We start from the raw sequence: 19713 nt of genomic DNA on the forward strand, positions 1-19713 counted from the left end.
TCAATTCAGGGCCAGGCATGAGGGTCGTCGACCCATCGAACAGGAGGTTCATGGCTCAGGCCTTTCTGAAGGACAGCGCTGTCTCGGTGGCGCGGGTGAGATGGAAGAGGAGAAGGCCGAAGGGCCCGAACAGGAAGGTGGCGACGAGGATGGGCGCCTGCAGCAGGCGGTTGTAGCCACGCTGATCCGCTTCCTGGGCGATCCAGATGCCGACGAAGAGATCGAAGGCCAGGTAATGGATCCACCCGGCAACGAGCCCCGCATCGCTCGCGAAGATCGCCCGCACGTCGCTGATCGAACCGAAGCCCGCCCCGTCGATGCGGAAGAAAAAGACGAAGATCAGGACGGAGTAGGCGAGCGCCAGCCAGCCGATCAGGCCGTAGCGAAGCGAGGCGATCAAGAGCTGCCGCCGGGGGAGAACGATCAGCAGGAGCCAGCCGCCGAGGGCAGCGGTGCTTGCGAGGGAGAAGAGAGTTTCCATGTCGCCGACGCCCAACTTGACACTGTCAAGATAGGTTTCGCAGCTTATGTTGTCACTGTCAAGATTGGTTTTGACAGCACGCCATGCTGCGCGTAAGGGAGGATATGGCCCGGCAGAAGAACTATCATCACGGCGACCTGAGACAGGCCCTTCTGCAGGCGGGCCTGACCATGCTGGAAGAGGTGGGCCTCGAGGGCCTCTCGCTGCGCAAGATCGCCGCGCGAGTCGGCGTCTCCCATGCCGCGCCCGAGCATCATTTTCCGACGCTGAAGCACCTGCTGAATGCCATGGCCCGCCAGGGTTTCCGTCTGTTCGAGGGCGCCATGCGCAGGGAAATGGCTGCGGCGGACCCCTCCGCAGCGGCGCAGATGCGCGCGGCGTTCAACGGCTATCTTGCCTTCGCGACCGCGAACCCGCACCTGTTCCGGCTGATGTTCAATGCCAACCTGCTCGATTGGTCGGATGCGGCGCTGGGGGAGGCGGGAGATCTCGGATTTGCTGTCCTGCAGGAAATCTGCCGCCCGGTGGCGGTCAGGCGCGGTCTCGATACGCCGGAGGGTCGCGCCTCCATAGAGCAGCTCGTCTGGTCGCAGGTCCATGGTCACGCGCATCTTTCCATCGACCACAAGCTTCCGCTGATCGGCGCGCCGGCTCGCCCGACGTCGGCCGCAACGCTCGATCTGGCCGCAATCCTCTTGCCTGACTGAGCCGTCTGTGCCACGCATCGCCATGCGGCATTCGCGGGCGGACCGGATACGCGCCTTGACAAATCCGGTGCGCCATGCGCTTTTCCGCCCGATTTTCCCTTGCCGGCCGAACCCTCCAGCGTTGCGCCGGCACACGTGATTCCAGGATACATTTCATGCACCGTTACCGCAGCCACACCTGTGCCGCCCTGAGGAAGTCCGATGTCGGCTCCACCGTTCGTCTCTCCGGCTGGGTTCACCGTGTCCGCGACCATGGCGGCGTCCTCTTCATCGATCTGCGCGACCACTACGGCATGACCCAGGTCGTCGCCGATCCCGACAGCCCGGCCTTCAAGATGGCCGAGACGGTCCGCGGCGAATGGGTGATCCGCATCGACGGCCTCGTCAAGGCGCGCTCCGACGACACCGTCAACAAGAACATGCCGACCGGCGAGATCGAGCTCTACGCCCAGGAGATCGAGGTGCTGTCGGCGTCGAAGGAACTGCCGCTGCCGATCTTCGGCGAGCCGGACTACCCGGAAGACGTCCGCCTCAAGTACCGCTTCCTCGACCTGCGCCGCGAGACGCTGCACAAGAACATCGTCAAGCGCACCCAGATCATCGCCGCCATGCGCCGCGAGATGACCAATGTCGGCTTCACCGAATATTCGACGCCGATCCTGACGGCCTCCTCGCCGGAAGGCGCGCGCGACTTCCTGGTGCCGAGCCGCATCCACGAGGGCAAGTTCTTCGCCCTGCCGCAGGCGCCGCAGCAGTACAAGCAGCTGATGATGGTCGCCGGCTTCGACCGCTACTTCCAGATCGCCCCCTGCTTCCGCGACGAAGACCCGCGCGCCGACCGCCTGCCGGGCGAATTCTACCAGCTCGACCTGGAAATGAGCTTCGTCACCCAGGAAGACGTCTGGAACACCATGGAACCGGTGATGCGCGGCATCTTCGAGGAGTTTGCGCAGGGCAAGCCGGTCACCGGCGAGTTTCCGCGTATTCCCTATGACGAGGCGCTGCGCAAATACGGCTCCGACAAGCCGGACCTGCGCAACCCGATCGTCATGGAAGCCGTCACCGAGCATTTCGCCGGCTCCGGCTTCAAGGTCTTCGCCGGCATGATCGCCTCAAACCCGAAGGTCGAGGTCTGGGCGATCCCGGCCAAGACCGGCGGCAGCAGAGCCTTCTGTGACCGCATGAACGCCTGGGCGCAGAGCCAGGGCCAGCCGGGCCTCGGCTACATTTTCTGGAAGGAAGAGGACGGCAAGATCGCCGGTTCCGGCCCGCTTGCCAAGAATATCGGCGAGGAACGCACCGAAGCCCTGCGCGTCCAGCTTGGCCTGGAAGCGGGTGACGCCTGCTTCTTCGTCGCCGGCGAACCGGAGAAATTCTACAAGTTCGCAGGCGAGGCCCGCAACCGCGCCGCCGACGAGCTGAACCTCTCCAACAAGGACCAGTTCGCGCTGTGCTGGATCGTCGACTTCCCCTTCTACGAGTGGAACGAGGACGAGAAGAAGGTCGATTTCGCTCACAACCCCTTCTCCATGCCGCAGGGTGGCATGGACGCGCTGGAGAACCAGGATCCGCTGACGATCAAGGCCTTCCAGTACGACATGGTCTGCAACGGCTTCGAGATCGCCTCGGGCTCGATCCGAAACCAGTCGCCGGAACTGATGGTCAAGGCCTTCGAGAAGGTGGGCCTCAGCCAGACGGACGTCGAGGATCGCTTCGGCGGCCTCTACCGCGCCTTCCAGTACGGCGCACCGCCGCACGGTGGCATGGCCGCTGGTGTCGACCGTGTCGTCATGCTTCTGACGGGCGCCAAGAACCTGCGCGAGATCACGCTGTTCCCGATGAACCAGCAGGCCCAGGATCTCCTGATGAACGCGCCGGCACCGGCCTCGCCGCAGCAGCTGCGCGAGCTGGCGCTGCGCGTCGTGCCGACCCCGAAGAAGGACTGATCCTCGTTTCAGTAGTGTTATCGAAACGGCGGCCTCGTGCCGCCGTTTCTGCGTGCGCCGGAGCCGCTTCGACAGCCGCCGACCATCGCGACGTTGCGCCGCAGCAATTTCGCCGCTATAGACCCTCCATCACAAGGACTCGGGTGAAACTCCCGGGTGGCTCTTCCGGCCGCCGATCCGCCGGACAACGCAAAGCATCATCTTCTATCAGGCCCGAATGCCCCTTCCGGTCGATGCTTTTCTTTGCGAAATTATCCCATGATCAATTTGACTGAATACAAGCGCGAATGGTTTTCGAACGTTCGCGGCGATCTGCTGTCCGGCCTTGTGGTCGCACTGGCGCTCATTCCCGAAGCCATCGCCTTCTCCATCATCGCCGGCGTTGACCCTAAGATCGGCCTCTATGCCTCCTTCTCGATCGCCGTGCTGATCGCCTTCGTCGGCGGACGGCCCGGCATGATCTCGGCCGCCACCGCCGCCACCGCCGTCCTGATGGTGACGCTGGTGCGCGACCACGGCCTGCAATATCTTCTGGCCGCGACCGTGCTCGCCGGCCTCATCCAGATCGTCGCCGGCCTGCTGAAGCTCGGCTATGTGATGCGCTTCGTGTCGAAATCGGTGATGACCGGCTTCGTCAACGCGCTCGCCATCCTGATCTTCATGGCGCAACTGCCGGAACTGACCAACGTGCCGATGCTGACCTATGTGCTGGTCGCAGCCGGTCTCGGCATCATCTACCTCTTCCCCTATCTGACGAAGTCGATCCCGTCGCCGCTCGTCTGCATCGTCGTCCTGACGGCGATCACGCTCTCCTTCGGCTTCGATGTCCGCACCGTCGGCGACATGGGCGAACTGCCCTCGACGCTGCCGATCTTCCTGATCCCGCAGATCCCGCTCAACCTCGAAACGCTTCTGATCATCCTGCCCTATTCGGTGGCGGTCGCAGCCGTCGGCCTGCTGGAATCGCTGATGACGGCCCAGATCGTCGATGATCTCACCGATACGCCGAGCGACAAGAACCGCGAATGCGTCGGCCAGGGAATCGCCAATACGGCGACCGGCTTCATCGGCGGCATGGCCGGCTGCGCCATGATCGGCCAGTCGATCATCAACGTGAAGTCCGGCGGCCGCGGCCGCCTCTCCACCTTCGCCGCCGGCGTCCTGCTCTTGTTCATGATCCTCGTGCTCGGCGATCTCGTCAGCCGCATCCCCATGGCGGCGCTGGTGGCCATCATGATCATGGTCTCGATCGGCACCTTCTCCTGGTCCTCGATCAAGAACCTGAAGGACCACCCGCGCTCGTCCTCGATCGTCATGCTGGCGACCGTCGTCGGCGTCGTCTACACCCACAACCTGGCGATCGGCGTGCTGATCGGCGTTCTCCTCTCGGCCGTCTTCTTTGCCTGGAAGATTGCCCAGATCTTCCGTGTCACCTCGGCCCTCTCGGCCGATGGCACGCATCGCACCTACACGGTCGAGGGCCAGGTCTTCTTCGCCTCGGTCGAGGACTTCAATGCCGCGTTCGACTTCCGGGAAGCCCTTGATAAGGTAACGATCGACGTCAGCCGCGCCCATATTTGGGATATCTCCAGCGTCGCCGCGCTCGACATGATCGTGCTGAAATTCCGCCGCGAGGGCGCCGAGGTCGAAATCCTTGGCCTCAACCAGGCCAGCGAAACCATCGTCGATAGGCTTGCCATCCACGACAAGCCGGGTGCCATGGACCGGCTGATGGGACACTAGGGAGGAAGAACGATGACGAAGATACTCGCACTCATTGACGGTTCACCCTACGCGCAGAGCGTCTGCGATCACGTGGCGTGGATTGCCAGGCGAGCCGAGGCCTCGGTTGACCTGCTGCACGTGATCGGCCGCCGCGACACGGCCACGGAACCGGTCAACCTCAGCGGCAACATCGGGCTTGGGGCCAGGACCGCGCTGCTCGAGGAGCTCGCGGAACTCGATGCCCGCAAGGCCAAGGTTGCCCACACGCGCGGCCGCCTTCTGCTCGACGGCGGCAAGGATCTCCTCCTGGCTGCGGGCGTGGCGCAGGTCGACACGAAGCTGCGCAACGGCGATCTCGTCGACACGGTTCAGGAGCTCCAGTCGGGCGCCGACCTGATCGTCATCGGCAAGCGCGGGGAGGGGGCGGACTTCGCCAAGGGCCATCTCGGCTCCAACCTGGAGCGCGTGGTGCGCTCGACCCACAAGGCGATCGTGATCGCCTCGCGCGCCTTCAAGCCGATCGAGAAGGTCCTGATCGCCTTCGACGGCGGCGCGACCGCGCTGAAGGCGATCGACCAGGTGGCCCGTAACCCGATCCTCGCGGGCCTTCCCTGCAAGCTCGTCATGGCCGGCCCCGAGACGCCCGACAACCGCCGCAAGATCGAGGATGCCGCCATCATCCTGAAGGGCGCCGGCTTCACGGTCGAGACCGAGATCGGGCCGGGCGAGCCGACCACGGTGATCTCCGAGACGATCGATCGGGAAAAATTCGACCTGCTGGTCATGGGCGCCTACAGCCACTCACGCCTGCGCAGCCTCTTCCTCGGCTCCACCACGACGGAGATGATCCGCTCGTGCAAGGTGCCGGTGGTGATCTTCCGCTGACAGGGAGCGGTCGCGCGGCTGCGGCATACTTGGAAAGCCTCCACCGTTGGGTGGAGGCTTTTTCGTTGGCGCGATGTCTCGCTGTGGACGGTTTTGGCCGGCCGGGGAGGGATGCAGCCCGACTTCGTCATTCCAATCTATCCATCAATGCTTGCGGTTCCCGTCCCATGCAATGCCCCGCCCATGTTCCTTGCCCTTGCTTCCGACGATCCCCTTTTCGGCGCACAGGGCTATGGCCTCGCAGAAGCCTGGAAGGCTGCCGGATGTGCTGTTGAATTTCATCTCTTCGAGCGTGGTGGGCACGGCTTTGGCATGCGTCAACAAAACATGACGTCCGACCGTTGGCCGCATTATCTCCATGAGTGGATGCACATGCGGGGTTGGGCGCCACCGATAGGTGCCGCCCCACCACGTTGATGGTCGGGTTCAAGAAGCCGGCTGAGGTTTGCTGCGCTGAAAGGCAGCCGGTACGCTTGCATCCGGTGAAACCCGTCAGGTCGACGCAAGCTGCAACATCGGAAGTCATCATTGGCTTCCAGGCAGCCATCGTCCGCTTCGGGGGGGGGGGAACAGACGGGCAGGTCTTCTGCGGTATTGCCGGGACGCTGCCCTTCAACGGGCGAACCAGCCTGGGCAGCAACGCGTCTGCGATCCAGGCATTCGTCATCCAGGTGGACGGTCCCGAAAGCCATCGAGATCCAGCTTTTCCCTCTCACAGACCAGCTTTTAGAGTGACGAGCAAGTTGCACCGGCACCTTGGTGCCGGCGCGATCAAGAGCTATGCGGTATCAGGCCGCGCTGGCGAGTGCTTCGATGCCATGTCTCTCCATGGCAGCGCCAATTCGCGCAAAGTCCGGCACGCGCTTGTCGGCTCGGCGGATCCGATATCGCGAAAGAAAGCCACCATGCTTGCCTCAAGCACGACCAGCATGCGAACCGGCTTGCCGCTTTCATTGACATAGTTGTGAGGCACGCGGGACGGAATCGTCACCGATGTTCCAGGGCCGGCATGGATGACCACGGGAGGGATTTCCGAGCCGAACTGCCGCACGGTCAGGTCTCCTTCCAGCACATAAAAGAGCTCTGCTGCCTCGTGCGTGTGAGGCGGAGTACCGGAGCCCGCAGGCACCTCGATGTCCAGAAGCTCGATGGGGGAGCCCGGGAGGCTGCCCAGAAAGCGTATCCTGTCGGCGACCACCCAAAGGCGGTCGGCGTTGGAGGGAGTATTGACGTCTATGGTCATCGCGTATCTCCTTTGGCTGCGATGGTTGCGTCCGCCGCAGTTTCGCCGGAGTTGATCGCGGACAGGATCAGTTCGAGCGCCCAGGAAGCTGCCTCGCCGGCCTGGGTGCCGTCGAGACCGCCATAATCTTTGAGAACCTCCCATGCGGAGGCGGAGTAGAGCAGGTGAGCCAGTGCTTCGATCTTCTGGCGCTCCACGTGCGATAATGTGTCGAGGGCGGGAGCGAGTGCCGCCGAGAAGTCCCGGCGCCGATCCGCAATGGTGCCCGCCCGCATCTCCCGCCCGGTGCGGGAATGGAGCGCTGCCCGTATGGCGGCCTCATGCGCTTCGAAGAGAGGAAACGCCTGGCGCGGCCCGCCCGAAATCTCCTCCGGGGTCATCGGCTTGATCGAGGCCCCGATGCGGGCATTGAGCCATGGCCAGAATGCCCGCAGCAATTCTTCCTTGCTTTCGAAGTGCCTGAAAATCGTCCGGCGCTGCACACCCGCTTCGGCGGCGATTGCATCCATGCCGATGTCGTCCGGGGTAGCCGCCGACTCCATCAGAGAGAACAAGGCAGACAGTATGGCCTCGCGGGTTTCGCGGAACTGTGCCGCGCGTATCGGGCTGTTGTAGACGCGGGTTAGGGACAAGGGAGCATCTCCAAATTGGTGACGCAATATGTGTCATCAATTGAGCGATCTGTCAATTCGTGTCTCGTATGGTGCCGTCAATATTCGGCAGTGGCTGCTGGGCTGCGTCCAGCATTGCGAGCCCCGTCCAATGCCGGCCTCCGACGCCTCACCAATTCCTCACAAGACCCTGGTTTTTCGAAGCGTCTCCTTGAACAGTTCGAAGGCCGTCGTGCCCCGCCGGTCGGGGTAATAGAGATGGTAGCCGGCAAATGGCTCGCACCACGGCTCCAACAGGCGAGTGAGACGGCCATCGGCAATCGGCGCCGCCACCAGATCCTCCAGGATGTAGAGGATGCCGAAACCCTCAAGGGCGGCAGCCACCAGCAGGTCGCCATCATTGAACACCGGCCCACGGCCCGGCGTAACCGTCACCGCACGACCGTTGCGCTCGAACGACCAGGGAGACAGGTCGCCATGCGCGTCGCCATAGGCGATACAGCGATGCGCCGTGAGGTCAGCGGGCTCCATCGGCGCCGGATGGTCGCTCAGGTAGCCGGGAGCGGCGACCACCGCGACGCGAAGCGGAGGCCCGACTGCCAGCGCGATCATGTCCTTCTCCAGTCGCTCGCCGAGCCGGACGCCCGCATCGTAGCGACCTGCCACGACGTCGGCCATCCCGTCCTCCACGCACACCTCCACCTCGATGCCGGGGTGGCGGCGCATGAAGGCCGGGAGCATCGGCCACAGCACCGTATCCGCGGCGTGCTTGCCCGACGTGATCCGGACGGTGCCGATCGCTGCTCCGCGTGCCTGGGACAGCGCCTCGATCTCGTCGTCCAATCCGGCCAGTGCCGGCGACAAGGTGGCAAGCAGGCGCTCGCCGGCAGCGGTCGGAGCGACGCTTCGCGTCGTGCGGGAGAGCAGGCGAAAACCGAGCTGGCCCTCCAGTCGCTTCATGGTCTGGCTCAATGCCGACTGCGTGACGCCCAGCCGCTTTGCGGCACGCGTGAAGCTGCGGTCGGAAGCAATCGCCGCAAAGACGGCAAGGTCGCCGAGTTGGTCCGGGCGCATTGATAAATCCTGCTACTGAGGCCTATTACTTATTAGCTCATTATCTCGACCAATTAGCACACCTACCTAGCCGGTGGCAGCAGAAGAAACGAGGAGCAGATGATGGGCAATATCTGGCTGGTAACGGGCGCAAGCCGGGGACTTGGACGCGAGATCGCGCGTGCCGCGCTCGATGCGGGCGAAACGGTGGTGGCAACGGCGCGGTCCATTGATGCGCTGCGCGATGCCTTCGGGGGCGAACACGATCGTCTGCTCGCGCTCGCGCTTGATATCACGGACGCCGAAGCCGCGAACGCGGTCGCCCTCGAGACCATCGAGCGGCTCGGCGCGATCGACGTTCTGGTCAACAATGCCGGCTATGCCGAACTGGGCTTCTTCGAGACCTTCACCGATGCCGCGGTGCGGCGCCAGTTCGAGGTCAACCTGTTCGGCACGATGAACGTCGCGCGCGCGGTCATCCCCCACATGCGTGCGCGTCGCTCAGGCCTCATCGTCACCATCTCGTCGGTCAGCGGGCTGGTTTCCAACGGCGGGGGCGCGGTCTACTCGGCGTCGAAGTTCGCGGTCGAGGGCTGGATGGAGGGTTTTGCGCAGGAACTGGCGCCGTTCGGCGTCCGCTCGCTCCTGGTCGAGCCGGGAATGCTGCGCACGGACTTCATGGATGGCAAGTCGGCGAGCTTCGGCAGCATCGAGATCCCGGATTATGCTGAGGCGGTCGCGCAGTATCGCGCGTTCGTGGACGGAGCCAACGGCAACCAGCCGGGCGATCCGAAGCTGCTCGCCGCGCGGATCGTGGCGCTGGCTTCGCAGGGCGAGGCGCCCTCGCGGCTCATATTCGGCGACGACGCCCGGCAGTGGGCCGGAGCGAAGGTCGACCAGTTGCGGCAGGAGATCGCCCGGTCCGCCGATCGCGGCTGATATGACAGACCAAGGCCGCCAAGGAGGTGATCTCCGGCCCGGGCCGTCCCGATGACCGCTTGGGAGGAGACGCCGGAGGCTTGGGAACGGCGTGAATGGGTCGGAAGCGGACCTTCAGGCGCCGTCACTTCCTCAGCGCACGCGGCCTCCGGCCTTGCCGCCACCCCCTCTTGCCGAAACCCGCACCCTGCCTTAATCTCGGCACATGCGTGGTCGTATCCCATCCGACGTTCATCTGCGCCCAGACGATCTGGCCCTGCTCGAACGCGTGTTTGCACAAGTCATCCCGGAGCATGACACGCATCCGGACGAGCTGGCGATGCTGCTCGTGCGCCTCTTTCAGGATGGCATCCGGTCGGAGAGGGAACTTCTGGCCGCGGCCGAGAAGTGGTTTCACTGAGACGATAAGGCTGTCCCTGTCACGACTGAGGCCAGCGACGATGCCGCTGGCCCCTGATCCTGTGCCGCCTGAAGGCCGCTTGTTACTGGCGGCGGTTGGCTTCCACCGTCACGCCCAGCACGTCGGGCAGCGTGTTCGGCGCGCCCATGGCGGCACCCATGATCATCGGGAAGGGCACGGGGTTTTCCGGTGCGGCGCTGATGATGAAGTTGCCCGGGTTGTCGAGATAGGTGTTGACCGCCTGGCTCACCATGTTCTGCAGTTCCGGCACATTGTATTGCGCCAGCAGGAGCGGCGTCATGCCCTTCAGCATCTGCGCCATGGTATTACCCGAGACGCCCTGTTCCTTGCCGGCATAGTCCAGCGCCCGGTTGGTGAGGCCGGCATCCTGGAAGCTGATCTCGGCGCTGTTGAAGGTCAGCCGCTGCATCAGGCCGAGCATGGCGAGCCCCGCCGCATCCTGGGCCTGCTTGCCGGCCGCCGGCTGCATCGCCCGCGAGGTTTCCTCCGCCGCCTTGATGAAGTCGAGCGTATAGCCCGAGAAGCTGAGCGAGGTCGACAGCGTGCCGACATTGGCGAAATCGAGCGTGTAGTCCTCGATGTTGACGAGCCCATCCGCTGCCTGCCAGTCGCCGGACATAGTCATGCTGCCGTCGATCGAGGTAAGCCCGAGCGACTGGATCGCCTCGCGCGCCTTCGGATCCTCCACGGTCGAGAGGTCCGCCTTGATGCCTGCAACCTCGACATCAAAGCCGATGGAGGAATTGTCGTCGGCGATCTCGGTGGTCGATGTGGCAGAGGCCAGCGAGAAGAGGGACTTGCCGTCAACCGACACATTTACCGGTCCGGTCGTCGCCTCCTCGTAGACGAGGACGGAATCCAGCGTTCCGCCGGTGACGTCGGCCGGCACGGTGACATTGGTCATGGAGATGTCGGCAACGGTAACGGTGGTCTCTTCTTCGCGCATGCTGAGGTCGGGGAGGGTCACCGTCTCGATGAAATAGCCGCCGTCATCCTCTTCCTGGACGCCCTCCAGGGTGATGTCGCCGATCGCCATCGCCTCCTCGGCCGGCATCGGCTTGTAGGTCGCGCCGCGCAGCGTCACCGTCGTGCCGTTGACGTCAACCGACTGGGCCGTCACGGGTGTACCGGACATTCCCGTGGCGGCATTGATCTTCGCCAGAAGGTCGGCGCCATCGAGCGAAAAGGCAGGACCCGCCATCAGCAGCAGTCCGGTGCCGGCCATCAGGGCCTGCAGCTTGCTGGTGTGAGACATGTAAAGCTCCTCCGTCTTGGCCTTCCGGCCTCATGTTGCGTTTCTGCAGTTATAGGGGGAGGCAAACAAACGTCTATGGCTTTTGTGTTGCAGGCGGCCCTTCCTCACGGCGTGGTTATCGTCCGGTGACACGTCTGCGCGCGTCATCCACAGGCTCCTCGCGTGCGAATCTTGCCCGCAATAGGGCTTTCCGCTAGTCAAGGACCATGGGTAAAAATCTGACACCGCCGTCCGACGGCGAGGGTGGCGATCACATCGTCCCGATCGACCTCAAGGCCGCGCTCGAGGAGCGCTATCTGGCCTATGCGCTGTCGACCATCATGCACCGGGCGCTGCCGGATGTGCGCGACGGGCTGAAGCCGGTCCACCGCCGCATCATCCATGCCATGAGCGAGATGGGCATCCGCCCGAACTCCGCCTTCAAGAAATGCGCCCGCATCGTCGGTGACGTGATCGGTAAGTTCCACCCGCATGGCGACCAGTCGGTCTATGACGCGCTGGTGCGGCTCGCGCAGGATTTCTCGCAGCGCTATCCGATCGTCGACGGCCAGGGCAACTTCGGCAATATCGACGGCGACAGCGCCGCCGCCTACCGATATACCGAAGCGCGCATGACCGATGTCGCGGCCCTGCTGCTCGACGGCATCGATCAGGACGCGGTGGACTTCCGCCCGACCTACAACGAGGAAGACGAGGAGCCGGTGGTCCTGCCGGCGGCCTTCCCGAACCTTCTGGCCAACGGCGCCTCCGGCATCGCGGTCGGCATGGCGACCTCCATTCCGCCCCACAACGCCCATGAGCTCTGCGACGCGGCGCTCCACCTCATCAAACATCCCGATGCGACGGTGGAAAAGCTCGTCGAATTCATCCCCGGCCCGGACATGCCGACCGGCGGCATCATCATCGACAGCCGCGAATCCATCATCGAGTGCTACAAGACCGGCCGCGGCGGCTTCCGCGTCCGCGCCAAGTGGGAGATCGAGGATCTCGGCCGCGGCGGCTATCAGATCGTCGTCACCGAGATTCCCTATCAGGTCCAGAAGTCGCGGCTGATCGAGAAGATCGCCGAACTGCTGATCGCCCGCAAGCTGCCGCTCCTGGAAGACGTGCGCGACGAATCGGCCGAAGACGTGCGCGTCGTCCTCGTGCCCAAGAGCCGCACGGTCGATGCCACCCTGCTGATGGAATCGCTCTTCCGCCTGACCGATCTGGAAAACCGCTTCCCGCTCAACATGAACGTCCTCTCCATGGGCAAGGTGCCCCGGGTGATGGCGATCAACGAGGTGCTGCTGGAGTGGCTCGCCCACCGCAAGGAAGTGCTGGTCCGGCGTTCGAAGTTCCGGCTTGCCGCCATCGACCGTCGCCTCGAAGTCCTCGGCGGCCTGCTGATCGCCTATCTCAACCTCGACGAGGTCATCCGCATCATCCGCGAGGAAGACGAGCCGAAGCCGGTGATGATCGCCAAATGGGATCTCACCGACATCCAGGCCGAAGCCATCCTCAACATGCGGCTGCGCAACCTGCGCAAGCTCGAGGAGTTCGAGATCCGCAAGGAGCACGACGCGCTCTCGGCCGAGAAGGCGGAGATCGAGGCGCTGCTCGCCTCCGACGACAAGCTCTGGCAGACGGTCGCCTGGGAAATCCAGGAGGTGAAGAAGAAGTTCGCCAAGGCAACAGAACTCGGCCGCCGCCGCACCCAGTTCGCCGAAGCGCCGAATGCCGATCTCGATGCCATCCAGCAGGCGATGATCGAGAAGGAACCGGTCACCGTCGTCATCTCCCGCAAGGGCTGGATTCGCGCGCTGAAGGGCCATATTGCAGATACCGCCGCGCTCACCTTCAAGGAAGGCGACGCGCTGAAGCTGGCCTTCCCGGCCCAGACGACCGACAAGCTGCTGCTCGTCACCACCGGCGGCAAGGTCTATACGCTCGGCGCCGACAAGCTGCCGGGCGGTCGCGGCCATGGCGAACCGCTGCGCATCATCGTCGAGATGGAGAACGACCAGGATATCCTGACGGCCTTCGTGCACGACCCCTCGCGCAAGCTGGTGCTCGCCTCCACGGCCGGCAACGGCTTTGTGGTCGCGGAGAACGAGATGATCGCCAACACCCGCAAGGGCAAGCAGATCATGAACGTCGCCATGCCCGACGAGACGAAGCTGGTGGTGCCGGTTACGGGCGACCATGTCGCCGTTGTCGGCGAGAACCGCAAGCTCCTGGTCTTCCCGCTGGCGCAACTGCCGGAAATGACCCGCGGCAAGGGCGTGCGCCTGCAGCGCTACAAGGATGGCGGCATTTCCGACATCCGGTGCTTCGCCATCGACCAGGGTTTGACCTGGGAGGATTCCGCCGGCCGCCTCTTCACCAAGACGAAGGACGAACTGGTCGAATGGCTGGGCGACCGCGCCACCGCCGGCCGCCTCGTGCCGAAGGGTTTTCCCCGCAGCGGCAAGTTCTCCGGCTGATCAGGGGTAGGGGACGGCGTGGTCGCGCAGGAACCGCGTCGCGCCCTCCTCGTCGATCTCTCCGTCGGCAACGGCAAGAACGAATGCGATGACCTCTGCCTGCGTCGCTTCGATCAGGTGGCCGTTGATGAGCAGGAACGTGAAGGCGGCCAGATAGGCGGTCCGCTTGTTGCCATCCGCAAACGCATGGTTGCGGGCAAAGCCATAAAGATAAGCGGCCGCAAGGTGGAAGAGGTCGTCCTCCCCATAGGCGTTCTTGTGAAGAGGACGCGCCAATGCTGCTTCCAGGGCGTTTTCATCCTGTGTGCTGGGTAAGCCGCCATGTTCTGCTAGTTGTTCGCGGTGGATGATCTCTATGGCCTGCCGCGACAGCCACTTGATGCTGGTCACTTTGCCAGTTCTCGCAGGGCAACCCGGTATTTTTCCATCCCCAGGCGTGCCGCTTTGAGCTGTTCGGCAAGATCAGCCTGTTCGGTAATGAGGGACAGGCTTCCGTTCTCTTCCCGGATTTCGATCGTGTCCCCCGCCTTCAGCCCCATGCGGGCCAGGACCTCCTTGGGAATGATGATGCCTTCGGAGTTGCCGATCTTGCGAATGGTGACGTTCATGGTCGGGCCCTCATGTTGCAACAGAGTTATAACATGAGGGCTGCCCGACTGACAACGTCTGGCGGTCAGACGGCAGTTTGTGGCTTGACCGTGATCAAGGTCGCGCCCGTCGCAACGGGTACGCTCCCTCTGACGAGTGGAGTGACGGCCGATGTCCCGATCCATCAGCAGACGAGCGGTCCTGACCGGGGCGGGCGGTGCGCTGGCGCTGGGCGTCGGAGCCTCCGTCCTGTCCTGGCGCACCTCGGCCGACGCCTATCGGCGCTCCGTGGAGGATCAGCGAGCGGCGCTGTCCGGCCCCGCGGATGCCCATGCGCTGGTGCGCTATGCGACGCTGGCCGCCAGCGGTCACAACACCCAGCCCTGGCACTTCCGCATCGGGCCGGACGAGATCGCGATCTCTCCCGATACGACCCGCCGAACGCCGGTGGTCGATCCCGACGATCACCACCTCTATGTCAGCCTCGGCTGCGCGCTTGAAAACCTGGTGCTGGCGGCCGGCGCAACCGGGCAGGCCGCCGATGTGGTCATGGTCGAGGACGGGATGAGCGGAGCGTCCGTCAGGCTGTCCGGCAATTCTTCGCCGGGCGCCGACGATGCGGCGATGTTTCAGGCCATCCCCCGCCGCCAATCCTGCCGCGCCCTCTATGACGGCACCGCCGTCGCCACGTCCGATCTGGCACGTCTGGAGACGGCGTCGCAGGCGCCGGGCGTCGACCTGATCCTGCTGACCGATCGGCCGCAGATCGATGCCGTGCGCGATCTCGTCATCGACGGCAACGCGGCGCAGATGGCCGATCCGGCCTTCCTGCGGGAACTGAAGGACTGGCTGCGCTTCAGCCCGGACAGCGCCCGCGAGAGCGGCGACGGCCTCTATGCCGCGGCCAGCGGCAATCCCGCCCTGCCGGAGTGGCTGGGTCGGCCGGCCTTCGACCTGGTGTTCAAGGCGCCGGCGGAAAACGAGAAATATGCCCGGCAAATGGACAGTTCGGCAGGCGTTGCCGTGTTTTGTGCCGCCAGCGAAGGCCCTGCCGGCTGGATGGCGGTCGGCCGGGCCTGCCAGCGCTTCTGCCTGATGGCGACCGCGCTAGGTCTCCGGACTGCCTTCGTCAACCAGCCCGTGGAAGTGGCGGCACTGCGCCCGCAACTGGCGACGATCGCGGGGCTTGGCGCGCGCCGCCCGGATCTCGTCCTGCGGTTCGGCCGCACCAGCGAGGTGCTGCCGTTCTCGGCGCGCCGCCCGGTCGAGGCGGTGCTGCTCGCCTGAACACCCGCCGCAATCGGGCTCGGCACCTAGGTGTGGATCGAACGGTGTGCCGACTGTCCCTTGGCGCGCATCTGCCACGCCGAATGCAGGATCAGCGCCGACACCAGGATCGCGCCGCCGGCGACCGTCTGCGCCGTCGGCACCTCGGAGAAGATCAGCCACACCCAGATCGGCGCCAGGATGGTTTCGAGCAGGTAGAACATGCCCACTTCCGGCCCGCTGAGATAGCGCGGCCCGGTGGCCAGGCACCAGAAGGCAAGCGGGATCATCACCGCGCCGTCGAAGACGATCCAGACCGGTGCGGCGACGGCAAAGCCCTCGTTCCCCACCATCGCCAGGCCGATCAGCGCCGGCAGTGCGGTTGCCACCAGCGGCACGAAACCCATGTCGCTGCGCGTCTTGCGCGCGATGGTGATGGCACCGGCCAGCAGCGCCGAGGTGAGAGCCGCCAGCAGGTCGCCGAGCAGGCCGCCGGCCTCCAGCCCGCCGGCAACGATCAGCGCCACGCCGGCCGCCATCGCGACCATGGTCAGCACCGTCGACAGCGAGGGCACCTCCTTCAGCACCAGCCAGCCGAAGAGTGCCGCAAACATCGGGGTGAAGGCGACGATGAAGACCACGTTTGCGGTGGCCGTCAGGAAGACCGCGCCGAGGAAGGTCATCGTCGACAGGCCGTAGCACAGTCCCGCCAGCAGCCCCGCCCGGCCGGGGACCAGCACCGGCCGCCGCTTGGAAAAATATACGGCCAGCAACCAGAGGACGATTGCCGCCGCGCAGGTCACGAGACTGCGCAAGGCAATGACGGACCAGAGCTCGCCGTCGCCGAGCTTGACGAGCGGCACGTCGAAGGACAACGCCAGCCCGCCGATCGTGGTCAGCACCAGACCCTTCCTGTGATCACTCATGCATCTGCCAGTTCACTCGTCCGAGGCGGGATTGAAGCGTTCCCAGCCGCGCGCCGTCAGGTGCTCCTGCGGCTGGAACCGCGTCTTGTAGTTCATCTTCGGCGAACCGTGGACCCAATAGCCGAGGTAGACATGCGGCAGGCCGAGCGCCCGGGTCCGCCGGACGTGGTCGAGGATCATGAACGTGCCGAGCGACCGCTTTGCCAGATCCGTATTGAAGAAGGAGTAGACCATCGAGAGACCGTCGCTCATCAGGTCGGTCAGCGCCACGGCGAGCAGTTCGCCCTGCGGCCTTTCGCCGATGCCGTCGCCGGGCTGGCGCAGGCGGTATTCGATCAGCCGCGTGTTCACATGGGTATCCTCGACCATGATCGCATAGTCGAGCGCCGACATGTCGGACATGCCGCCCTGCTGGTGCCGGTCGTCGAGATAGTGCCGGAACAGCGAGAACTGTTCGGTCGAGGGCTGCGCCGGATAGATGGTCGAGATCACGTCGCTATTGGTCGAGAGAATGCGCCGCATCGTCCGCGTCGGCTGGAAGTCCTCCGCCAGGATGCGCACGGACACGCAGGCGCGGCAGGTCTCGCAGGCCGGCCGGTAGGCGATGTTCTGGGAGCGGCGGAAGCCGCCCTGGGTCAGAAGGTCGTTCATTTCCGCCGCGCGCGGCCCCACCAGATGGGTGAACACTTTCCGCTCCATCTGCCCGGGCAGATAGGGACAGGTTGCAGGCGCCGTCAGGTAGAACTGCGGGGAGGGCGTTGTCTGAGTGTTCATCGCGGCGCGTGCGGTCCTGTCTTGGCTTCGTGATGATGCCGTAACGACCATAGCATGGCGCAGATTGGCAAAAGGTCAACTGCGCCGGCGGCATGAGGCTGCCACCGGCACCGGACGGGCCGTCATCGAAGCATCAGTCGGCGCGCACCACGACGGTGCCCAGAAGCATGTCGTGGACGAGCCGCGAGCGCTCCGTAAACAGGCCGGCGAGCAGGATGAGCGGCGTCAGCACGGAGTTGATGATCCAGAACAGCACCGTGTGGACCATGGCGGTCAGGAAATCCATCCGCCGCCCGTCGAGCCGCATCATCATGATGCCCGCCGCGCGCATGCCGGGCGTCGCCTGGCTTGGTCCGCCGAGCGTCATCCCGAAGTAGAGAAGCGCCACGATCACGAAAAGGGCGGGGTAGAGGAAGAAGCCGAGCCCCAGCGTGATGATGCCGAGGAAGAAGACGACGACCGCCGCCGGGATGCACAGAAGCAGCACGATGGCGTAGTCGAGGATGAAGGCGAAGGACCGACGCGTCAGCACGCCGCTATAGGCGCGCCAGTCGTCCGGCGCGGTCTGTACGGGGGTCGGGTCGATGGCCATGTCTCTTGTCTCCAGTTGGTCCCTTGGATATGGGGGGCAATCGCCGCCGACGCAAGCGGTCGACCGGCCTCAGCCCTTCGCCAGCTTGCGTGCCACCTCGACGGAGAAATAGCTGAGGATCCCGTCGCAGCCGGCCCGCTTGAAGCAGAGCAGCGTCTCCATCATGATCCGGTCGCCGTCGATCCAGCCGTTCATGGCCGCGGCCTTGATCTGCGTGTATTCGCCCGAAACCTGGTAGGCGAAGGTCGGCAGGCCGAAGGCTTCCTTCATCCGCCAACAGATGTCGAGATAGGCGATGCCGGGCTTCACCATCAGCATGTCGGCGCCCTCCTGGACGTCCAGTTCCGCGTCCCGCAGCGCTTCCGTGCCGTTGGCCGGGCTGATGTAGTAACTGTTCTTGTTGCCCTTCAGCAGGCTGCCGGTGTTGATCGCCTCCCGGTAGGGGCCGTAGAACCCGGAGGAAAACTTCGTTGCATAGGACATGACGCCGACGTCCTGGTGGCCGGCGGCGTCCAGTCCGCGGCGGATCGCGCCGATGCGCCCGTCCATCATGTCGGAGGGGGCGATGATGTCGGCGCCGGCGTCGGCCTGCATCACGGCCGCCTTGATCAGCATGTCCACCGTCTCGTCGTTGACGATCTCGCCGTCGCGCAGGATGCCGTCATGGCCATGACTGGTGAAGGGGTCGAGCGCGACGTCGGTGATCAGGCCGATGTCCGGCACCGCTTTTTTGGTGGCGCGCACGAACTGGTTGATCAGATTGTCCCGCTGCAGGATCTCCGACCCCGTCAGGTCGCGCTTTTCCATTTCGACGTCGGGGAAGGGGGCGATCGCCGGAATGCCGAGATCGGCCGCCTCGCGGACCGCCTCGACCGCCTTGTCGACGCTCATCCGGTTGACGCCGGGCATGGCCTCGATCGGATCGACGATCCCGGAGCCGGGGACGAGGAAGATCGGCCAGATCAGGTCGTCGACGGTCAGCCGGTTTTCCTGCACGAGACGCCGGGTCCAGTCCGCCTTGCGGTTGCGCCGCATCCGTCGGTGGCCGGTGATCTCATCAACGAGATGGGTCCGATCGCTCATGAAATCCTCGCTTGCTTGAATGGGGTATGGGGTCCTTACCATTTTGGTGTCGGATTGCGAATGGTCAGATCGCCACGCCGCAGCTAGCGGCCCTCGCGCGGCCCCGCTATGATGGCCGCCATGGAGAATGATTCCCCGACAGTCCCGAAGCGCACGCTGACGGAGATCCTCTACGTGGTCTTCCTGCGTCTCGTCGCCGTCACCAGCCTCTGGTTCGGCCTGCAGTACTGGGGCATGCTCGTCGGCTATTCGCTGGACGGCCAGGGCCGCTTCGATCTTCTGACGGTTCCGTGGCAGGTGGCGGCGCCGACGCTCGCCGTCGTCTTCCCCGTCGCGGCGCTCGGCCTCTGGCTGGCGGTCTCCTGGGGGCCGGTGCTCTGGGCGCTTGCGGCCATCGTCCAGTTCCTCATGTATGAAACCTGGTCGGAGATCTTCGGCACCAACACCTTCGTGCTGCTGTTTCACGGCCTGGTGGCCGCCCTTTACGTGCTGTTTCGCATCGCCTTCTGGCTGGATGACCGCCGCAGGGCCGGGCAGGTAACCACCCATTTACCGTAAGTCGAAAGCTTTGACGGCTGCCAGTTGAATGAATTTCAGGGCTAAGCCTCTGATTTCTATAGGCGGATTTTGCGCCGTGCGACACCCGCCCCGGATCGGCCGCAATTGGAAGGATGGCTGTAACCTACTGTTAAACATATGTTTTAAGTCGAATTTTATGGGCTTCCGATAGTTTTGTTTTCAAGGCGGAAAAAC

Annotated in this window: 20 protein-coding genes and 1 other annotated feature; of the genes, 9 read left to right on the forward strand and 11 right to left on the reverse strand. The window is 64.4% G+C overall.

The window, feature by feature from the left end:
• Positions 1–55: 55 nt before the first annotated feature.
• Positions 56–481, reverse strand: a complete 426-nt coding sequence (locus tag EO99_RS0109965) for an ABA4-like family protein (protein WP_029618498.1) — start codon at positions 479–481, stop codon at positions 56–58.
• Positions 482–585: 104 nt separating this feature from the next.
• Between EO99_RS0109965 and EO99_RS25640 the strand changes: the two genes are divergently transcribed.
• The 4 genes from EO99_RS25640 (at position 586) to EO99_RS0109985 (ending at position 5744) form a co-directional block, all read left to right on the forward strand.
• The gene (locus EO99_RS25640) at positions 586–1188 is read left to right on the forward strand and encodes a TetR/AcrR family transcriptional regulator (protein ID WP_162179302.1); all 603 of its coding nucleotides are present in this window, start codon (positions 586–588) and stop codon (positions 1186–1188) included.
• 155 nt (positions 1189–1343) lie between these two features.
• Complete coding sequence (gene aspS, locus EO99_RS0109975; RefSeq protein ID WP_029618500.1) at positions 1344–3134, forward strand: aspartate--tRNA ligase; 1791 nt, start codon at positions 1344–1346, stop codon at positions 3132–3134.
• A 132-nt stretch (positions 3135–3266) separates the two neighbouring features.
• Positions 3267–3324 (forward strand) — a sequence feature (sul1 is cis-regulatory element that is thought to sense ions involved in sulfur or methionine metabolism; They are found in Alphaproteobacteria).
• 68 nt (positions 3325–3392) lie between these two features.
• The gene (locus tag EO99_RS0109980; protein ID WP_029618501.1) at positions 3393–4877 is read left to right on the forward strand and encodes a SulP family inorganic anion transporter; all 1485 of its coding nucleotides are present in this window, start codon (positions 3393–3395) and stop codon (positions 4875–4877) included.
• Between the two features lie 12 nt (positions 4878–4889).
• Positions 4890–5744 (forward strand): universal stress protein, encoded by an 855-nt coding sequence (locus EO99_RS0109985; RefSeq protein ID WP_029618502.1) that lies wholly within the window; start codon positions 4890–4892, stop codon positions 5742–5744.
• 778 nt (positions 5745–6522) lie between these two features.
• Here the strand turns inward: EO99_RS0109985 and EO99_RS25645 are convergent.
• The 3 genes from EO99_RS25645 to EO99_RS0110005 all read right to left on the reverse strand — a co-directional run bounded on the left by EO99_RS25645 (position 6523) and on the right by EO99_RS0110005 (position 8672).
• A complete protein-coding gene (locus EO99_RS25645; RefSeq protein WP_051679794.1) occupies positions 6523–6987 on the reverse strand; it encodes a cupin domain-containing protein in 465 nt (154 codons plus the stop codon).
• Positions 6984–7619 carry a TetR/AcrR family transcriptional regulator gene (locus EO99_RS0110000; RefSeq protein ID WP_051679795.1) on the reverse strand — a complete coding sequence of 212 codons (636 nt, stop codon included), beginning with the start codon at positions 7617–7619 and terminating at the stop codon, positions 6984–6986. Before EO99_RS0110000 ends, EO99_RS25645 begins: the two co-directional genes overlap by 4 nt.
• A 159-nt stretch (positions 7620–7778) precedes the next feature.
• Entirely contained in the window at positions 7779–8672 is an 894-nt protein-coding gene (locus EO99_RS0110005) for a LysR family transcriptional regulator (protein ID WP_029618504.1), read from the reverse strand.
• A gap of 99 nt (positions 8673–8771) precedes the next feature.
• Between EO99_RS0110005 and EO99_RS0110010 the strand changes: the two genes are divergently transcribed.
• On the forward strand, positions 8772–9590 hold the full coding sequence (locus EO99_RS0110010; protein WP_029618505.1) for an SDR family NAD(P)-dependent oxidoreductase: 819 nt from the start codon (positions 8772–8774) through the stop codon (positions 9588–9590).
• A gap of 205 nt (positions 9591–9795) precedes the next feature.
• Positions 9796–9990 carry a hypothetical protein gene (locus EO99_RS0110015; RefSeq protein WP_029618506.1) on the forward strand — a complete coding sequence of 65 codons (195 nt, stop codon included), beginning with the start codon at positions 9796–9798 and terminating at the stop codon, positions 9988–9990.
• 82 nt (positions 9991–10072) lie between these two features.
• Here EO99_RS0110015 and EO99_RS0110020 read toward each other — a convergent pair whose 3' ends face one another.
• Positions 10073–11266 (reverse strand): hypothetical protein, encoded by a 1194-nt coding sequence (locus tag EO99_RS0110020; RefSeq protein ID WP_029618507.1) that lies wholly within the window; start codon positions 11264–11266, stop codon positions 10073–10075.
• Positions 11267–11472: 206 nt separating this feature from the next.
• Here EO99_RS0110020 and parC point away from each other — a divergent pair, with 206 nt between their 5' ends.
• Positions 11473–13731: a DNA topoisomerase IV subunit A gene (gene parC / locus EO99_RS0110025; protein ID WP_029618508.1), complete on the forward strand. Its 2259-nt coding sequence runs from the start codon at positions 11473–11475 to the stop codon at positions 13729–13731.
• Here the strand turns inward: parC and EO99_RS0110030 are convergent, their stop codons facing one another.
• Both EO99_RS0110030 and EO99_RS0110035 read right to left on the reverse strand, forming a co-directional pair.
• Positions 13732–14121, reverse strand: coding sequence for a type II toxin-antitoxin system death-on-curing family toxin (locus EO99_RS0110030; RefSeq protein WP_029618509.1), 390 nt, complete (start codon positions 14119–14121; stop codon positions 13732–13734).
• Entirely contained in the window at positions 14118–14339 is a 222-nt protein-coding gene (locus EO99_RS0110035; protein ID WP_029618510.1) for an AbrB/MazE/SpoVT family DNA-binding domain-containing protein, read from the reverse strand. The genes EO99_RS0110030 and EO99_RS0110035 overlap by 4 nt, the downstream gene beginning before the upstream one ends.
• A gap of 151 nt (positions 14340–14490) precedes the next feature.
• Here EO99_RS0110035 and EO99_RS0110040 point away from each other — a divergent pair, with 151 nt between their 5' ends.
• Positions 14491–15606, forward strand: coding sequence for an Acg family FMN-binding oxidoreductase (locus EO99_RS0110040; RefSeq protein ID WP_235776801.1), 1116 nt, complete (start codon positions 14491–14493; stop codon positions 15604–15606).
• A gap of 26 nt (positions 15607–15632) precedes the next feature.
• Here EO99_RS0110040 and EO99_RS0110045 read toward each other — a convergent pair whose 3' ends face one another.
• From EO99_RS0110045 to hemB, 4 genes are all read right to left on the reverse strand, one after another.
• Positions 15633–16511, reverse strand: a complete 879-nt coding sequence (locus EO99_RS0110045) for a DMT family transporter (protein ID WP_029618512.1) — start codon at positions 16509–16511, stop codon at positions 15633–15635.
• A gap of 12 nt (positions 16512–16523) precedes the next feature.
• The gene (locus EO99_RS0110050; RefSeq protein WP_029618513.1) at positions 16524–17285 is read right to left on the reverse strand and encodes an arginyltransferase; all 762 of its coding nucleotides are present in this window, start codon (positions 17283–17285) and stop codon (positions 16524–16526) included.
• A gap of 133 nt (positions 17286–17418) precedes the next feature.
• Complete coding sequence (locus tag EO99_RS0110055) at positions 17419–17877, reverse strand: RDD family protein (protein ID WP_029618514.1); 459 nt, start codon at positions 17875–17877, stop codon at positions 17419–17421.
• Between the two features lie 69 nt (positions 17878–17946).
• Complete coding sequence (gene hemB / locus EO99_RS0110060) at positions 17947–18960, reverse strand: porphobilinogen synthase (RefSeq protein WP_029618515.1); 1014 nt, start codon at positions 18958–18960, stop codon at positions 17947–17949.
• Between the two features lie 108 nt (positions 18961–19068).
• On the opposite strand from hemB, the gene EO99_RS0110065 reads away from it, so the two are divergent.
• Positions 19069–19518, forward strand: a complete 450-nt coding sequence (locus EO99_RS0110065; RefSeq protein ID WP_077067059.1) for a DUF6163 family protein — start codon at positions 19069–19071, stop codon at positions 19516–19518.
• The last annotated feature ends 195 nt before the right edge of the window (positions 19519–19713 follow it).

It is taken from the genome of Pseudorhizobium marinum (genome assembly GCF_000705355.1).
Taxonomy (GTDB): domain Bacteria; phylum Pseudomonadota; class Alphaproteobacteria; order Rhizobiales; family Rhizobiaceae; genus Neorhizobium; species Neorhizobium pelagicum.

Coding starts and splice junctions, on each gene's coding strand:
- EO99_RS0110065 (WP_077067059.1), top strand. CDS start 19,069: ATGATGGCCGCCATGGAGAATGATTCCCCGACAGTCCCGAAGCGCACG.
- EO99_RS0110050 (WP_029618513.1), bottom strand. CDS start 17,285: ATGAACACTCAGACAACGCCCTCCCCGCAGTTCTACCTGACGGCGCCT.
- EO99_RS0110040 (WP_235776801.1), top strand. CDS start 14,491: ATGTCCCGATCCATCAGCAGACGAGCGGTCCTGACCGGGGCGGGCGGT.
- EO99_RS25640 (WP_162179302.1), top strand. CDS start 586: ATGGCCCGGCAGAAGAACTATCATCACGGCGACCTGAGACAGGCCCTT.
- EO99_RS0110020 (WP_029618507.1), bottom strand. CDS start 11,266: ATGTCTCACACCAGCAAGCTGCAGGCCCTGATGGCCGGCACCGGACTG.
- EO99_RS0110055 (WP_029618514.1), bottom strand. CDS start 17,877: ATGGCCATCGACCCGACCCCCGTACAGACCGCGCCGGACGACTGGCGC.
- EO99_RS0109965 (WP_029618498.1), bottom strand. CDS start 481: ATGGAAACTCTCTTCTCCCTCGCAAGCACCGCTGCCCTCGGCGGCTGG.
- parC (WP_029618508.1), top strand. CDS start 11,473: ATGGGTAAAAATCTGACACCGCCGTCCGACGGCGAGGGTGGCGATCAC.
- EO99_RS25645 (WP_051679794.1), bottom strand. CDS start 6,987: ATGACCATAGACGTCAATACTCCCTCCAACGCCGACCGCCTTTGGGTG.
- EO99_RS0110035 (WP_029618510.1), bottom strand. CDS start 14,339: ATGAACGTCACCATTCGCAAGATCGGCAACTCCGAAGGCATCATCATT.
- EO99_RS0110005 (WP_029618504.1), bottom strand. CDS start 8,672: ATGCGCCCGGACCAACTCGGCGACCTTGCCGTCTTTGCGGCGATTGCT.
- EO99_RS0109980 (WP_029618501.1), top strand. CDS start 3,393: ATGATCAATTTGACTGAATACAAGCGCGAATGGTTTTCGAACGTTCGC.
- EO99_RS0110015 (WP_029618506.1), top strand. CDS start 9,796: ATGCGTGGTCGTATCCCATCCGACGTTCATCTGCGCCCAGACGATCTG.
- aspS (WP_029618500.1), top strand. CDS start 1,344: ATGCACCGTTACCGCAGCCACACCTGTGCCGCCCTGAGGAAGTCCGAT.
- hemB (WP_029618515.1), bottom strand. CDS start 18,960: ATGAGCGATCGGACCCATCTCGTTGATGAGATCACCGGCCACCGACGG.
- EO99_RS0109985 (WP_029618502.1), top strand. CDS start 4,890: ATGACGAAGATACTCGCACTCATTGACGGTTCACCCTACGCGCAGAGC.
- EO99_RS0110045 (WP_029618512.1), bottom strand. CDS start 16,511: ATGAGTGATCACAGGAAGGGTCTGGTGCTGACCACGATCGGCGGGCTG.
- EO99_RS0110010 (WP_029618505.1), top strand. CDS start 8,772: ATGATGGGCAATATCTGGCTGGTAACGGGCGCAAGCCGGGGACTTGGA.